The 15,518-nt window shown below is 63.3% G+C and carries 14 protein-coding genes; 7 read left to right on the forward strand and 7 right to left on the reverse strand.

All coding sequences use genetic code 11. From position 1 onward, the window contains the following. Positions 1-23: 23 nt before the first annotated feature. The gene (locus PXK07_RS13700; protein WP_274848894.1) at positions 24-821 is read right to left on the reverse strand and encodes a PaaX family transcriptional regulator C-terminal domain-containing protein; all 798 of its coding nucleotides are present in this window, start codon (positions 819-821) and stop codon (positions 24-26) included. 71 nt (positions 822-892) lie between these two features. Continuing rightward, positions 893-2,923 carry a phenylacetic acid degradation bifunctional protein PaaZ gene (gene paaZ / locus PXK07_RS13705; RefSeq protein ID WP_274848895.1) on the reverse strand — a complete coding sequence of 677 codons (2,031 nt, stop codon included), beginning with the start codon at positions 2,921-2,923 and terminating at the stop codon, positions 893-895. Positions 2,924-3,112: 189 nt separating this feature from the next. Between paaZ and paaG the strand changes: the two genes are divergently transcribed. The 4 genes from paaG to PXK07_RS13725 are packed head-to-tail and all read left to right on the forward strand — an operon-like array spanning position 3,113 to position 6,255. Then, positions 3,113-3,898, forward strand: coding sequence for a 2-(1,2-epoxy-1,2-dihydrophenyl)acetyl-CoA isomerase PaaG (gene paaG, locus PXK07_RS13710; protein ID WP_274848896.1), 786 nt, complete (start codon positions 3,113-3,115; stop codon positions 3,896-3,898). Between the two features lie 2 nt (positions 3,899-3,900). After that, entirely contained in the window at positions 3,901-4,326 is a 426-nt protein-coding gene (paaI, locus tag PXK07_RS13715; protein WP_274848897.1) for a hydroxyphenylacetyl-CoA thioesterase PaaI, read from the forward strand. 14 nt (positions 4,327-4,340) lie between these two features. Continuing rightward, positions 4,341-5,651: a phenylacetate--CoA ligase PaaK gene (paaK, locus tag PXK07_RS13720; protein ID WP_274848899.1), complete on the forward strand. Its 1,311-nt coding sequence runs from the start codon at positions 4,341-4,343 to the stop codon at positions 5,649-5,651. 7 nt (positions 5,652-5,658) lie between these two features. After that, on the forward strand, positions 5,659-6,255 hold the full coding sequence (locus PXK07_RS13725; RefSeq protein ID WP_274848900.1) for a TetR/AcrR family transcriptional regulator: 597 nt from the start codon (positions 5,659-5,661) through the stop codon (positions 6,253-6,255). A gap of 170 nt (positions 6,256-6,425) precedes the next feature. Here the strand turns inward: PXK07_RS13725 and PXK07_RS13730 are convergent, their stop codons facing one another. Both PXK07_RS13730 and trpS read right to left on the reverse strand, forming a co-directional pair. After that, positions 6,426-6,632 carry a cold-shock protein gene (locus tag PXK07_RS13730; protein WP_274848901.1) on the reverse strand — a complete coding sequence of 69 codons (207 nt, stop codon included), beginning with the start codon at positions 6,630-6,632 and terminating at the stop codon, positions 6,426-6,428. Between the two features lie 55 nt (positions 6,633-6,687). After that, positions 6,688-7,716 carry a tryptophan--tRNA ligase gene (gene trpS / locus PXK07_RS13735; RefSeq protein ID WP_274848902.1) on the reverse strand — a complete coding sequence of 343 codons (1,029 nt, stop codon included), beginning with the start codon at positions 7,714-7,716 and terminating at the stop codon, positions 6,688-6,690. Positions 7,717-7,849: 133 nt separating this feature from the next. Between trpS and PXK07_RS13740 the strand changes: the two genes are divergently transcribed. Beyond that, positions 7,850-8,536 carry a rhomboid family intramembrane serine protease gene (locus PXK07_RS13740; protein WP_274848903.1) on the forward strand — a complete coding sequence of 229 codons (687 nt, stop codon included), beginning with the start codon at positions 7,850-7,852 and terminating at the stop codon, positions 8,534-8,536. Between the two features lie 92 nt (positions 8,537-8,628). Here the strand turns inward: PXK07_RS13740 and murJ are convergent, their stop codons facing one another. From murJ to PXK07_RS13755, 3 genes are read right to left on the reverse strand one after another with little or no spacing between them, the layout of a single operon-like run. Further along, positions 8,629-10,185, reverse strand: a complete 1,557-nt coding sequence (murJ, locus tag PXK07_RS13745) for a murein biosynthesis integral membrane protein MurJ (protein ID WP_274848904.1) — start codon at positions 10,183-10,185, stop codon at positions 8,629-8,631. Then, positions 10,182-13,010, reverse strand: coding sequence for a [protein-PII] uridylyltransferase (locus tag PXK07_RS13750; protein ID WP_274848905.1), 2,829 nt, complete (start codon positions 13,008-13,010; stop codon positions 10,182-10,184). Before PXK07_RS13750 ends, murJ begins: the two co-directional genes overlap by 4 nt. Continuing rightward, positions 12,970-14,142, reverse strand: a complete 1,173-nt coding sequence (locus tag PXK07_RS13755; RefSeq protein WP_274848906.1) for a penicillin-binding protein activator — start codon at positions 14,140-14,142, stop codon at positions 12,970-12,972. The genes PXK07_RS13750 and PXK07_RS13755 overlap by 41 nt, the downstream gene beginning before the upstream one ends. Positions 14,143-14,242: 100 nt before the next feature. Here PXK07_RS13755 and rsmI point away from each other — a divergent pair, with 100 nt between their 5' ends. Together rsmI and PXK07_RS13765 are read left to right on the forward strand one after the other, a co-directional pair. Next, complete coding sequence (gene rsmI / locus PXK07_RS13760; protein ID WP_274848907.1) at positions 14,243-15,103, forward strand: 16S rRNA (cytidine(1402)-2'-O)-methyltransferase; 861 nt, start codon at positions 14,243-14,245, stop codon at positions 15,101-15,103. A gap of 4 nt (positions 15,104-15,107) precedes the next feature. Further along, positions 15,108-15,479, forward strand: coding sequence for a YraN family protein (locus PXK07_RS13765; protein ID WP_274848908.1), 372 nt, complete (start codon positions 15,108-15,110; stop codon positions 15,477-15,479). Positions 15,480-15,518: the final 39 nt, after the last annotated feature.

Genomic DNA, 15,518 nt, shown 5'->3' on the forward strand with positions numbered 1-15,518 from the left:
ACAAACTAAGCGTGAGCGAGAAATCAGGGGGCTGCGTTCAAATCGGAAAGACCGGGCGCGGGCAGCGCGTCCAGCAGGTCGAAGACCTGGCGTCGGCAGCTGGGGCCACGCCAGGTTTTGGGATGGAACAGGGTCGGCAGCCCCGGATGGCGCAGCACGATGCGCCGCCAGCGGTGCACGATCAGCGTACGCAGGGTGGCGATCTGGGCGGGGTCCAGATCGGCGGGCGGAGGGCTGATGCCCTTCAGTGCCGTATCAAGCGTTTCGCAGGCCTGTTGCAGATCGGACGGGAACAGGCGGTCCTTCAGCCAGCCCGGCACCGAGATGTCGGAGACTTCGATGGCCAGAAGATCATCGAGGTTGCAGGGGATCCTGCCATGACCAAGGGCGGTATGCCGGTTGACGGCCACATAGTTGGGCAGCAACAGCACATCGTCCAGCGTTTCCTGTCCGGCGCCCTCTTCCGAGATCAGGAGGTGCCAGTCGGTCGGCGCGGGCGGGTTGCGTTCATAGATGCGCGGGGTCACGGCGGCGGATTGGCTGCGCCCGAACCCGGTCAGGTAGTGCACCGATGCCCGCCCCGAGCGGGTGCTTTCGATCCAGCCGTCCTTGCGCAAGCGGTGCAGGGCCACGCGGATCGCCTCGGGTTTGATCCCCATCGGCGTGATGATCCGTGTCAGCGCGCCGCCGCTGATCTGATCGCCTTCCTTCTGCGCCAGATCGCCGAACAGCGAGACGATGATGGACCAGACCCGCAGGTTCTGCGGATCGTTCAATTGCGCGACGCTGGCGTCAAACCACGGGTTTTGCTCTGTGCTCATGCACAAAGAATAGAATGCCCGGGCCAGATAGGCCAGCCCGGGCAGATTTGTCGTTTGTTTGTCGCCGATTATCAGAAGGCGTTCATGGTCAGAAGCTCGTATTCCGCCACCAGGTCATTGTCCTGGTTGGTCAGGGTCACGTGCCAGCGGACCTCGCCGTATTCCTCGTTGCGGGGGGTCTTCTTCTTCACGGTGAGGCGCACCTTGATGCTGTCTCCGGCCGAGACCGGCTTCATGAAGCGCAACCCGTCAAGGCCGGTATTGGCCAGGACCGGACCTTCGTCCGGCTGCACGAAGAGGCCCGCGGCAAAGGACAACAGCAGGTAGCCATGCGCCACACGGCCCGGGAAGAACGGGTTCCGCTTGGCGGCGGCATCATCCATATGGGCATAGAAGGTATCGCCGGTGAAATGGGCGAAATGTTCGATATCTTCAAGCGTGACGGTGCGCGGATCGGTGTGAAGGGTCTCTCCGATCGACAATTCACCATATTTGCGGGTGAAGGGATGCGCGGGGCCGGTGATTTCGGCCGCACCCGGCACCCATTTTTCGCCAATTGCCGACAGGATGTCGGGGCTGCCCTGGATCGCGGTGCGCTGCATGTAGTGTTTGACGCCACGCACGCCGCCCATTTCCTCACCGCCGCCCGCGCGACCGGGGCCACCATGCACCATATGCGGCAGCGGGGAGCCGTGACCGGTGGATTCCTTCATCGAGTCGCGGTTGTTGAAGTAAAGACGCCCGTGGAAGGCACCGGCGCCAAGCGCCACCTGACGCGCCACTGCCGGATCATGGGTGATGACCGAAGCCACCAGCGAGCCCTGACCGCGGTTGGCGATCTCGATGGCGTGCTCCAGATCGCGGTAGCCCATGACGGTGGAGACAGGGCCGAAGGCCTCGGTGTCATGCACGCGCTGGGCGGTATCGGGGTTTTCACAGTGAAACAGTATTGGCGGCACAAAGGCGCCCTGGTCCGCATCGGCGCCTTCCACGGTGAAATTCTCGGGGTCGCCAAAGACACGTTTGGCTTCGGTGCCGATCAGGGCGGCCTTTTCAAGAACGTCGCGTTTCTGGCTGTTCGAGACCAGCGCGCCCATGCGGGTGGTCTCCAGGCGCGGATCGCCGATCACCACTTTCGACAGACGTGCCGAAAGCGCTTCGATCACCGCCTGCACCTGTGCCTCGGGGGCGATGATGCGGCGCACGGCGGTACATTTCTGCCCGGCCTTGGCGGTCATCTCGCGGGAGACTTCCTTGATGAAGAGGTCGAATTCCGGCGTGCCCGGCACCGCATCCGGCCCCAGGATCGAGGCGTTGAGGCTGTCCTGCTCGGCCACGAAACGCACCGAGTTTTCCAGGATGGCGGGGGTGTTGCGCAATTTCAGCGCGGTGTCGGCCGAACCGGTGAAGCTGACCACATCCTGGCAGCCGAGACGGTCCAGCATGTCACCGATGCCGCCGGACACAAGCTGCAGCGCGCCTTCGGGCAGGATGCCGCTGTCGAGCATGATCTTCACCGCCAGCTCGGTCACATAGCAGGTCGCGGTCGCCGGTTTCACAATCGAGGGCACACCGGCCAGCAGGGTGGGGGCCAGTTTTTCCAGCATCCCCCAGACCGGGAAGTTGAAGGCATTGATATGGACCGCAACCCCTTGCAGCGGCGTGCAGATATGCTGGCCGAGGAAGCTGCCGGTGCGGCTCAGATGCTCAATCTCGCCATCCAGATAGACATGGCCATCGGGCATTTCGCGGCGGCCCTTGGAGGCGAAGACGAACATGGTGCCGATGCCGCCGTCGATGTCGATCATGTGATCCGACTGCATGGCGCCGGTGTTGAAGGACAGATCGTAAAGCGCGTCCTTGTGCTTGCCCAGTTCCGTGGCCAGCGCCTTCAGCATGCGGGCACGGTCGTGGAAGGTCAGCTTGCGCAGGGCCGGGCCGCCCACGTTGCGCGCATGATCCAGCATCGCCTGCACATCAAGGTCATCATTGCCTGCCGTGGCGATGACGGCACCGGTGACGGCGCTGGCGATATTGCGCGCGCCGGGCCCGGGTTTCACCCATTCCCCTGCCGCGTAGCTGGAAATCTCAAGAAGGCTCATTGCTCTCTCCCTAGGTTGCCCTGCCGCGCCATAACAATCCGAGGACGGCGCGCGGGGCCTGATTGAATTGCGATATATATTGACCGTCCGGTCGGTTTATGCAAGAAAATTGTCCAAGAGGTCGCTCACCTGGTGTTTTTGGCAAGAAAGCAGCGGTGTAGCGGAGGGAATGCAATGGGGGAGCGGGACATGACCGACTCGATTCTGGTGGCAGATCACGGGACCTGGGTGGAAATCACCCTCAATCGCCCGGACCGCCTGAACAGCTTCAACGATGAAATGCACTATGCCTTGCGCGCCGCATTGGAGGCTGCCCGCGATGGTGGCGCCCGTGCGGTTCTGCTGACCGGCGCTGGCCGCGGCTTTTGCGCCGGGCAGGATCTGGGCGACCGCGATCCGCGCAAGATGGATGGCCCGCCGGACCTCGGCAACACCGTGCGCACCTTCTATGCGCCGCTGGTGCGGCTGATCCGCTCGCTGGAGTTCCCGGTGATCTGCGCCGTCAATGGCGTCGCTGCCGGGGCAGGGGCCAATATCGCGTTGGCCTGTGACGTGGTTCTGGCTGCCGAAAGCGCCAAGTTCATCCAGTCCTTCTCGAAAGTGGGTCTGATCCCGGATACCGGGGGCAGTTGGCATCTGCCGCGTCTGCTGGGCGAAGCCCGCGCCAAGGGGCTCGCCTTCACCGCCGAGCCGCTGCCCGCGAAAAAGGCCGAGGATTGGGGGCTGATCTGGAAGGCGCTGCCCGATGAGGAACTGATGACAGAGGCCCGCGCCATGGCCGAGAAGTTCGGCAATGGTCCGACCTTGGGCATGGGCCTGACCAAGAAATGCATCCAGGCCGCAGCCGTGGACACGCTGACCGACCATCTGGAGATGGAAGCGGACGCGATGAAAACCTGCGGCGAAAGCGCCGATTATGCCGAGGGCGTTGCCTCTTTCCTGGAAAAACGCCAGCCGGTCTTCAAGGGCAAATGAGCATGACACCCAAAGAACGCGCCGAGAAATCCAGCGCTGCCATGTGGGCCAGCGACAACGCGTCGAAATGGGCCGGGATGGAGATTGTCGAGGTCGACGAAGGCCGCGCCGTGCTGCAATTGACGGTGGAGGCGCATCATTGCAACGGCCATGGCATCTGCCATGGGGGCGTCACCTTCATACTGGCCGACAGCGCCTTTGCCTTTGCCTGCAACAGCCGCAACCAGTCGACCGTCGCGCAGAGCAACGCCATTACCTATACCGCGCCGGGCCGCCTGGGCGACCGGCTGACCGCCGATGCGCGCGAGGTCTCCCTGACCGGGCGCAGCGGTATTTATGATGTGACCGTAAGAAATCAGGATGACCTGGTGATCGCAGAGTTTCGGGGCCAGTCCCGCGCGATCAAGGGCCATCTGTTCGAAGAGTAGGTGAGGAATACGCCATGAAAGACCTGACCCCCAACAAGAGCGATCTCGACGCCATCGAAATCGCCTCCATCGACGAAATCCGCAGCCTGCAGCTGGAGCGCCTGAAGTGGTCGCTGCGCCATGCCTATGACAACGTGCCGATGTACAAGCAGCGGTTCGACGAGGCGGGCGTGCATCCCGACGACCTGCAGCAGCTGTCGGATCTTGCGAAGTTTCCCTTCACCTACAAGAACGACCTGCGCGACAACTACCCGTTCGGCCTGTTTGCCGTGCCGCGCGAAGAGATCATCCGCCTGCATGCTTCCTCGGGCACCACCGGGAAGCCGACCGTCGTGGGCTACACCAAGAATGACATCGACAATTGGGCCGATCTGGTCGCGCGGAGCTTGCGCGCTGCCGGTCTGCGCAAGGGCGACATGGTGCATAACGCCTATGGCTATGGGCTGTTCACCGGCGGTCTGGGTGCGCACTACGGGATCGAACGCCTTGGCGCCACCGTCGTGCCGATGTCTGGCGGGCAGACCGAGAAACAGGTGGGCCTGATCACCGATTTCCAGCCCGATGGCATCATGGTGACGCCATCCTATATGCTGAATATCCTCGAGCAGTACCACAAGGTCGGCCTCGACCCGCGTGAAAGCTCGCTGCAGGTGGGTGTCTTTGGTGCCGAACCCTGGACCGATGCCATGCGCCGTGAGGTCGAAGAGGCCTTTGACATGCACGCGGTCGATATCTACGGGCTCAGCGAAATCATGGGGCCGGGTGTGGCCAGCGAATGCGTGGAAACCAAGGACGGCCCGGTGATCTGGGAAGACCACTTCCTGCCCGAGATCATCGACCCCGTTACCGGTGAAGTGCTGCCCGATGGCGAAATGGGCGAGCTGGTCTTTACCACGCTCACCAAGGAAGGCCTGCCGATGGTGCGCTACCGCACCCGCGATCTGACCCGCCTGCTGCCCGGCACCTCCCGCACCATGCGGCGGATGGAGAAGATCACCGGCCGCAGCGACGACATGATCATCCTGCGCGGCGTCAATGTCTTCCCCAGCCAGATCGAAGAGCAGCTGATGGCCACCGGCGGTCTTGCACCGCATTATCAGATCGAGCTCTATAAATCCGGCCGCATGGATGCGATGCGCGTCTATGTGGAAGCCAACCCGGATGCCACCGACGAGCTGTCCAAGACCGCCGCGGCCCGGATGCTGACCAAGCGGATCAAGGATATGGTCGGCGTCTCCACCGAGATCATCGTCGGTGAACCCGGCGAGGTCGAGCGGAGCCAGGGAAAGGCCAAGCGCGTCGTCGACAACCGCGACAAGGGGTAAGATATCCGTGGCCCGCACGATTGCAAAAGACCATGACCAGAAACGCACGCAGATCCTGAAATCTGCAGCGAAGGTGTTTGCCGAAGCCGGGTATGACCGCGCCTCGATGACCCAGCTGGCGCGCGATTGCGGGATCTCAAAGGCCAATATCTACCACTATTACGACAGCAAGGATGCCGTGCTTTTCGGCCTCCTTGAAACCTATCTGAGCGATCTGCGGGACAGGGTCTGCGAGTTGGATCTTACGGGCCTTGAACCAGAGGCGCGCCTGCGCCGCATCGTGGCCGAGGTCCTGCTGGCCTATCAGGGCGCCGATCACGAACACCAGGTGCAGATTAGCGCCATGTCGGCCCTGCCGGAAGAACAGCAAAAACTGCTGCGGGGCTACCAGCGGGAACTTGTCACCTTCATGAGCGATGCGATCAGCGCCGTCGCGCCGCAGGTGTTTGAGGGCGACCCGGCAAAATTGCGCGCGGCCACCATGTCCGTCTTTGGCATGCTGAACTGGTACTACATGTGGAATTCCGGTGCCGGATCCGAGGCCCGCGAAGGCTATGCCGATATGGTCGCAACGCTCACGCTGAATGGCGTGAGGGGCCTGTAGCCAAGGTATCGTCTCTTGATCTGACAGAGGCGCGTTCAGAACCCCAGCTGAGCCTCAGCCAACGAAAAAGGCCGCCCGGAAAAGGGCGGCCTTACGTGATTCGGGAAGCAACAGCGCCGTCATCATTCTTTTATTTCGGTTTGTGCAAGGCAGGCGCCTGGCGAACAACCTCAGAGCAGTTGCAGGGATCCTGCGGACTGCTTGCCGTCGCGGCCGGTTTCCAGCTCATAGGAAACTTTCTGGTTGTCGTTCAAACCGTTGAGGCCCGAGCGTTCAACCGCAGAGATGTGCACGAACACATCTTTTCCACCGGCTTCGGGCTCGATGAAGCCGTAGCCTTTTGTTGCGTTGAACCATTTTACGGTGCCGTTGGCCATCCGATATCTCCAAGTAGACAGCCCCCGCAACGTGCGAGGGCTTGGCAGATACCTATCACAGGGAGCTCGGTCCGACCATGCCAATAATATCATAGGTTTTGCGCAGGATCGGCGCGGTGATCTCGCGGGCACGTTCGGCGCCGCGGGCAAGGATCTTGTCGATCTCGTCCTGATGCTGCATCAGGCGCGCCATCTCGGTGGTGATCGGGGCCATCTTGGCCACGGCGAGATCCGCCAGCATCGGCTTGAACTCGGAGAATTGCTTGCCGCCCACATCTGCCAGTACCTGATCCACCGACTGTTCCGCCATGGCGGCGTAGATATTGACCAGATTGCGGGCCTCGGGACGCTCTTCCAGACCCTTCGCCTCGGAGGGCAGGGCATCCGGGTCGGTCTTGGCCTTGCGGATCTTCTTGGCAATCGCATCGGCGTCATCGGTCAGGTTGATGCGGCTGGCATCCGAAGGATCCGATTTCGACATCTTCTTGGTGCCGTCACGCAGCGACATCACGCGGGTTCCGGCGCCTTCGATGACCGGCTCGGTCTCGGGGAAGAAGTTCACGCCATAGTCGTGGTTGAACTTGATCGCGATATCGCGGGTCAGTTCGAGGTGCTGTTTCTGATCCTCACCCACCGGCACATGGGTGGCGTGATAGACCAGGATGTCCGCCGCCATCAGCGCCGGATAGGCAAAGAGCCCAAGCGATGCGTTCTGGGCGTTCTTGCCCGCCTTGTCCTTCCACTGGGTCATGCGCTGCATCCAGCCCATGCGGGCGACGCAGTTGAACACCCAGGCCAGTTGCGCATGTTCGGGCACCTGGCTCTGGTTGATCAGGATGGATTGTTCGGGATCCAGCCCCGCCGCGATAAAGCCCGCGCAGAGTTCGCGGGTGGATTTCTTCAGATCCGCAGGGTCCTGCCAGACGGTGATCGCGTGCAGGTCCACCATGCAGTAGATGGTCTCCACATCCTTGGCCTGCCAGTCGACAAAACGCTTGAGCGCGCCCAGATAGTTGCCAAGGTGCAGGTTGCCCGAAGGCTGGATGCCGGAAAAGACACGCGGCGTGAAGGTGGTCTCGCTCATCGAGAAACTCCCGTCTGGAAATAGGGCCTGCGGTGGCTTAACCATGGGCGCAACGGTCGTCAACAGCCCGTCCCCCTGCGCGGGGCAACACGGGCGCGTGAAACGGCTGGCGCAGGCAAAGAGGCATCAAGACATGAGCAGCAGCGAAAACCACTCTCCCGTCAATCCGCTTCCCCCCGTGGTGGTGGCGCTGGTGCTGCTGATCATGGGGATCGAGGCGGCCTTTTCCCTGGGCACACGAGGGATCGTTGGCGGACCCACGGCGGTGGGCTGGCGGCTGGAGGCGTTTCAGTCCTACGCTTTCTCGGCCGAGATATTCTGGTGGATGTGGGAGACCGGGCAATGGCCGGTGGAGCACCTGATGCGCTTTGTCTCCTTTGCCTTTGTGCATGGCAGTTTCACCCATGCGCTGTTCGTCTGCGTCTTCGTGCTGGCCATGGGCAGGATGGTCGGAGAGGTCTTTGGCGATCTGGCGATGATCGTGATCTTCGTCCTCTCGGCCATTGGCGGCGCCCTTGGCTATGCGGTCTTTGCAGGCGGGCAGGTGCCGCTGATTGGCGGCTTCCCGGCGGTCTACGGGCTGATCGGGGCCTTTACCTACATCCTGTGGCGGCAGTTGTCGCTGGTGGGGGCACAGCAAAGCCGGGCCTTTTCGCTGATTGCCTTCCTGATGGGGGTGCAGCTGTTGTTCGCGCTGCTGTTTGGCGGCCAGCCGGATTGGATCGCGGATCTTGCGGGCTTTGCCACCGGGTTCTTCCTGTCCTTCTTCCTGGCACCGGGCGGCTGGGCGCGGTTTCGAAACAACATCCGCCACGACTGAGGCGCAAACGGCGCGCTCCCGCCCGGATCGCGGCATGACACATGCCTTATCCCGTTGGGCGGGGCGCCGTGCTGCCGCACGGCGCGGGCGCGTCACTCAGACCTGCGGTTCCGGCTCAGGGCCTGTTTGAATTCCGACAGGTGGAAGGCGCCCAGAGCCTGACCGGCGCCGAAGTAGATCACGGCCCCCAGGATGATCAGCCCCAGAAGTGACAGGTAGCGCCAGCTGGGCAGGTAGAACAGCCAGGCGAACTGCTGGCTGCCAAGGTGCAGGATCGCGCCCATCAGCACCGAGACGGCGAGGATCCGCCAGACCCGCCGGAAGAACCGTGCATCAAACCGCGCGCTATCGCCCATGCGGCGCCCGGCCCCGAGCCACAGCAGCGCCACCATGGCCCAGCCCGCCACCGAAGCCGCGATGGCGGGCGAGATCCAGCCCGCCAGGGGTTTCAGCCCGACGGCCAGCGCTGCGTTGATCACCATGGCAGCAAGCGCGAAATGAAACGGGGTGCGGGTGTCCTGGCGGGCAAAGTACAGCGGTTGCAGCACCTTTTGCAGCACGAAGGCGGGCAGGCCCGCGCCATAGATCGCTACCGCAAGGGCGATGGCGGCGACATCCTCGGGGCCTGTGGCGCCGCGCTCATAAAGCACGGAGACCAGCGGCACCGGCACCGCGATAAAGGCGGCGGCAGAGGGCAGGGTCAAGAGCAGAGAGAACTCTCCCGCCCGCGACAGGCCTTCGCGGGCGCCCGTATCATCGCCCGCGCGCAGGCGCCGGGTCAGATCGGGCAGCAGCACGATGCCGACGGCAATGCCGACCACCCCAAGCGGCAGCTGATAGAGCCGGTCCGCGATAAAGAGCCAGCTGACGGCGTTTTCGATGTCCGAGGCGACCAGCTGCCCCACCACCAGGTTGACCTGGGTGACGCCCATGGCAAGGGCGGCGGGCAGGGCGACGCGCATCAGGGTCCTCATGGCGGGGGTGACGCGGGGCAGGCCGGGGCGGATGCGGATGCCCGCGCGCTCGGTCGCGATCCAGACCAGCGCCAGCTGCCCGATCCCGGCCACGGGGATGGTCCAGACCAGCCAGGTGATCACCGCCTGGCCCAGGACGGCCCCGGCAATCATCGCCGAACAGGCGAAGATATTGAGCAATACGGGGGCAGCAGCCGCGGCGGCAAAGCGACCGGTGGCATTCAGAACGCCCGAAAACAGCGCCGCCAGCGACATGAACAGGATATAGGGAAAGACGATATGCCCATAGCCCACGGCCAGATCGAAGCGCGCATCGCCGGTGAACCCTTCCGCCGTCAGCCAGACCAGAGCGGGCATGAAGACCATACCAAGCCCGGTCAGCGCCAGCACCGCGGCAGCCAAGAGGTTGAAGGCCTGCTGGGCGAAACCGGCGGCGTCCTCTTCCCCTTCCAGCCGATCTGCAAACTGCGGGACGAAGGCGGCGTTGAAGGCGCCCTCGGCAAAGAAGCGGCGGAACATATTGGGCAGGCGAAAGGCCGCCACAAAGGCATCCAGCACCGGACCGGGGCCGATATAGGCGGCGATCAGGATCTCACGCAGAAAGCCCAAGATCCGGCTGGCCAGCGTCCAGAACCCGACCGTCAGGAAGCCGGACAGAAGCTTGATCGGCTTCATGAACCGGCCCGTTCGGCCCCGGCCGAAATGGCGTCACGCAGCTTGCGCTCCAGCGTCTTCTGCTTTGATTCAGCATGGTATTTCAGGCCGAACATGTCCTTGACGTAGAAGGTATCGACCACCTGCTCGCCATAGGTGGCGATCACTGCATTGGCGATATAGACGTTGGCATCCGCCAGGGTGCGGGCCAGATCGTAAAGCAGGCCAGCCCGGTCGCGGGTGTCCACCTCGATGATGGTGTAGATTTCCGATCCTTCGTTATCAAAGGTAATATGGGTCGGGACGTTGAAGGCCTTTTCGCGCTTCTTGATCTTGTCGCGCGACACCAGGGCCTCGCGGGCGATCACCTCTCCTTTCAGGGTTTTCAGGATCATCTGGGTGAGGCGCGGCAGGCGCGAGGCCTCATAGGGGTGGCCCTCGGCATCCTGGATCCAGAAGGCATCGGTCACATAGCCGTCCTTGGTGGTGTAGGAGCGCGCATCGACCACATTGGCGCCGACCAGCGCCAGGGCGCCGACCATACGCGCAAAGATACCGGGATGATCGGCCATGGCAAAACAGGCGCGGGTGGCATCGCGGTATTCATCCGGGTGTAGTCGGATGACGACCTCGCCAGGATTGCCCGAGGCCTCCAGTTCCTGCAGCATTTCGGCGAAATCCACATGGGCGGTGACATGCAGCCCCTGCCAGTAAGGCGGGTAGTGCCGTCCGGTTTCGCGTTTGAGATCGGCCTTGCTCCACTTCGGCAGCGCCTCGCGCAGGGCCTTCTTGGCGGCGGTGCCGCGATGTTCGCGGTTGAGCGCCTCCATGCCATCCTCAAGCGCGCGGCGGGTCTGGTTGTACAGCGAACGCAGCAGTGCGGCCTTCCAGTTGTTCCAGGTGTCCGGGCCGACGCCGCGAATATCACACACGGTCAGCAGCAGCAGCAGATCCAGCCGTTTCACCGATTGCACCGCCTTGGCAAAGCCGCGCACGGTGCGCGGATCGGCGATATCGCGTTTCTGCGCCATGTCCGACATCAGCAGGTGATAGCGGACTAGCCATTCCACCGTTTCGCTGTCGGATTTGTTCAGCCCCAGGCGCGGTGCCACCTTGCGGGCGATCTGCGCGCCCAGGATCGAATGGTCCTGCTCCTGCCCCTTGCCGATATCATGCAGCAACATGGCAATTATCAGCACCTTGCGGTTGATGCCTTGGCGCAGCACTTCGGAGGAGACCGGCAATTCGTCTTCCAGCTCGCCCCGCTCGATCGAGGCATAGTTGGAGATCACCTGGATGGTGTGTTCGTCCACCGTGTAGGAATGGTACATGTTGAACTGCATCATCGCCACGATGGGCTCGAACTCGGGCAGAAATGCCGAGAGCACGCCCAATTCGTTCATCCGGCGCAGGGCGCGTTCGGGATTGCCGTGTTTCAGCAGCAGATCCAGGAAGATGCGGTTGGCTTCCTTGTCTGCCCGCATCTCATCGTCGATCAGATCGAGATTGGCGGTGACCAGGCGCATGGCGTCGGGGTGGATCAACATGCCGGTGCGCAGGCCTTCCTCGAAGATCCGAAGCAGGTTCAGCTTGTCCTCGAGGAAGACGTCGGGATCCTCGATGTCCAACCGGTTGTGCACCATCTTGTAGCCGGGCTTGATCCGCGGGCGGCGGCGAAAGATCCGCTCCAGCAGAGGTTCGCTCTTTTGTTGGCTGGCTTCCAGTTTGGTCAGGAAGATGCGGGTGATGTCCCCCACATGGGTGGCGGTGCGGAAATAATCCTGCATGAAGATCTCGACCGCGCGGCGTCCGGCCTTGTCCTTGTAACCCATGCGGTCTGCCACCTCGACCTGCAGATCGAAGGTCAGCTGTTCGGTGGCACGATTTGTCACCAGGTGCAGATGCGAGCGTACCGCCCAGAGGAAATTCTCGGCCTCGGAAAAGAACTCGAACTCATCCTCGTTGAACAGGCCAAGCGGGACCAGTTCGGCCACGTCCTGCACCTGGTAGAGGTACTTGGAGATCCAGAACAGCGATTGCAGATCGCGCAATCCGCCCTTGCCCTCCTTGACGTTGGGTTCGACCATGTAGCGCTCACCCTGTTTCAGGTGGCGCTCGTCCCGTTCCGCCAGTTTCGCCTCGACGAATTCGCGGGCATCCTTTGAGAACAGATCGCTGCGCAAGCGGCGATCCAATTCATCCGCAAGATCCGCATCCCCCGAGAGGAACCGGTGTTCCAGCATGGCCGTGCGGATGGTGTAATCTTCGGAGCCCAGGCGGATGCAATCCTTGATGGTACGGCTGGAGTGACCCACCTTCAGGCGCAGGTCCCATAGCATGTAGAGCATGGATTCGATGACGCTCTCGGCCCAGGCGGTGATCTTGTAGGGCGTCAGAAACAGCAGATCCACATCCGAGAAGGGCGCCATCTCGGCCCGCCCGTAGCCGCCCACGGCCATCACCGCGATCCGTTCGCCACTGGTCGGGGTGGCAAGCGGATGCAGGTGTTGGGTGGCCACGTGGAATGCGGTTGTGACCAACCCATCCGTCAGGTGGCTGTAGGACTGGGTCAGCGCGCGCGCCGAGAAGGGCGCCGCGGCAAAGGCGTCGGCAATGGCGGCGCGCCCGGCCTTGTTGGCGTCGCGCAACAGGCGCACCACCTCTGCACGCAGGGGGGCGGCCTCCATCGTTTGGGCGGCCTCTGCGATCTGCTGGCGGATCAAGCGCGCGTCGAAAATCCGATCCGTTGGGCAGATCAGCGGGGTCTTGACCGGAGGCAGGAGGCTGTCTTGGGGCTGGGCCGGATCAGAATCCTGCGCCGGAGAAGTTGCTGGGAGCTGGGTCAATGACGACCACCTTCTTGTCTTGGATTGTTGCCACGGCAAGGCCGCGTTCATTGGTGCCATCGGGGCGCAGCCGGAAAATGCCGCCGGTGCCTTGGAAACCCGCGGATTGGGTCAGGGCCGCACCGGTGAGCGCATCGCTCTTGCCTGCGCTGACCAGGGCGCCGATGGCCGCGATCCCGTCATAGGCGAGCCCGCCGATCGGATGCGGCGCACCGCCATAGGCGGCGCTGTAGCGCGACACGAACTGCTGCGATTTCGCAGGATCGGGCAGGGCGAACCAGCCGCCCTGGACACCGGGCATCTCCAGCGTCTGGCTGGGGATATCCCAGCGGGTCAGGCCGATATACTGGAAGCTTTCCTTGTCGAGCCCCGACTCGGGCAGCAATTGCGACAACAAGGGCAGCGCGCCTGCGGTGGTCGCGGTCATGAAGATGGCATTGGCGCCGTTATTGCGGGCGGTGTCGCGGATCGGACCGATGGCGTCGATCACGCCCTTCTGGGACAATTCATAGCCGATGGTGCCTGCAATAGTTGCCCCCGATCGCCCGGCCGCGGCCTGGATGGCGCTGCTTCCGGCCCGGCCTGCGGCATCATTGCCGCCGACGATCACGATGTTCCCGCGCCCCTGGCGCACGGCATAGGTGGTCAGGCGCTGGGCGGTATTGGCAAAGGTTGAGCCCAGGATAAAGACATTGCCGCCGGCGATGGCGGTGTTGTTGGAAAAGGCTAGAACGTTCACGTTGCGCTTGGCGGCAGCCACACCGGCGGCATTGGCGGCCTCGGCGTAAACCGGCCCCAGCAGGATGCGTGCCCCTTCGTTGATGGCCTGTGTGGCGGCATTTGCCGCCGTCGCCGGATCGCCTGCGGTATCATAGACACGCAGGTCCACCTGCACGCCCTTCAGGTCTCCCATCGCCAACCGGGCCGCATTCTCAAGGCTTTGCGCCAGAACCGCATCGCCGGACTGCGCCGATCCCTTTGGCACCAGAAGGGCGACGGGAACCGGTTTGGAGGTGTTGATCGACGGGCCGCCGCCGGTGGTGACCGGATTACAGGCGGCAAGGGCAAATGCGGAAACTGCGGTGACGGCGGCCAATGCCGCCTTGCGGGCCTGTTTGAAAACGGCGAACATAATAAACCTCTAAACTCCCCTGTTCCGGCGGCGGGCGCCGTGTTGGTGGCCTGACGTGCGGCTTGGGGGGATCATAAACGACCAAAAAGGCGGGTCCAGCGTGAATCACCAGATCGTCAAATTGTTGCCGGGGCTGCACTTTGTGGCCACGCCCATCGGCACCGCCCGTGACATTACATTGCGGGCGCTTGATGTGCTGGCCTCGGCCGATGTGATCGCTGCAGAAGATACGCGCTCCTTGCGCAAACTGATGGAGATTCACGGGGTGCCGCTGAACGGGCGCCAGATCATCGCCTATCACGACCACAGCGGCGCAGGCGCCCGCGCGCGGCTGATGCAGGCCATGGCCGATGGGCAATCGGTCGCCTATGCCTCGGAAGCAGGCATGCCGCTGATTGCCGATCCGGGCTATGACCTCAGCCGCGCGGCCGCCGAAGCCGGGCACAAGGTCACCGTAGCGCCGGGGCCGTCCGCTGCCCTTGCCGCGCTGACTTTGGCGGGGCTGCCCACGGATGCCTTCTTCTTTGCAGGCTTTCTGCCCAATGCCAGCGGCGCGCGGCGCAAGCGCCTGGAAGATCTGCGAAACGTCCCCGGTACGCTGATCTTCTACGAATCGCCCAAGCGCATCGCGGCCTCGGTTGCCGATATGGCGGCGGTTCTGGGGGATCGCCCGGCGGCGCTGTGTCGCGAGCTGACCAAGAAGTTCGAAGAGGTGCGGCGGGGCAGCCTCAGCGTCCTTGTCCAAGGGCTGGAAGACAGCCCGGTGAAGGGCGAGATCGTCATGCTGGTGGATCGCGCGCGCGCAGAAGAGGTGAGCGAAGCCAGCCTAGAGGAAGACCTGCGCGCCGCCCTGAAAGACAATTCGGTCAAGGATGCAGCCTCCATCGTGGCCGAAACCCACGGGCTGCCGCGGCGCAAGGTTTATCAACTGGCTCTCGCGATGGCCAAGGACGCGGGCTAAGGCCTTGGCGGGGCGGCAGCATCAGGGCCAGCGTGCACACCTGGCCGGACAGGCCGCCGAGGAGGCCGCCGCCCGCGCCTATGAGGCGCGCGGCTACCAGGTGGCAAAGCGCCGCTGGCGTGGCCCCGGTGGCGAGATTGACCTGATCCTGCGCAAAGGCGCGCTGGTGGTCTTTGCCGAGGTCAAGCACAGCGCCACATTTGAAGGTGCCGCCGCGCGGATTACCCCTGCGCAGATGCAGCGCATCATGGCCAGTGCCGCGCAGTTCCTGGATGGGGAACCGCAGTGTCAGCTGACCGAGACGCGCCTGGATGCCGTACTTGTGAACGGGGAAGGCGCCGTGGAAATCCTCGAAAACGCCTTTGGGCAGGGCTAGGCGGGCCGTGCTCTATTGATCCTTGGGGCGTGCTGGGCC

The organism is Phaeobacter sp. QD34_24, assembly GCF_028890115.1.
Taxonomy (GTDB): domain Bacteria; phylum Pseudomonadota; class Alphaproteobacteria; order Rhodobacterales; family Rhodobacteraceae; genus Phycobacter.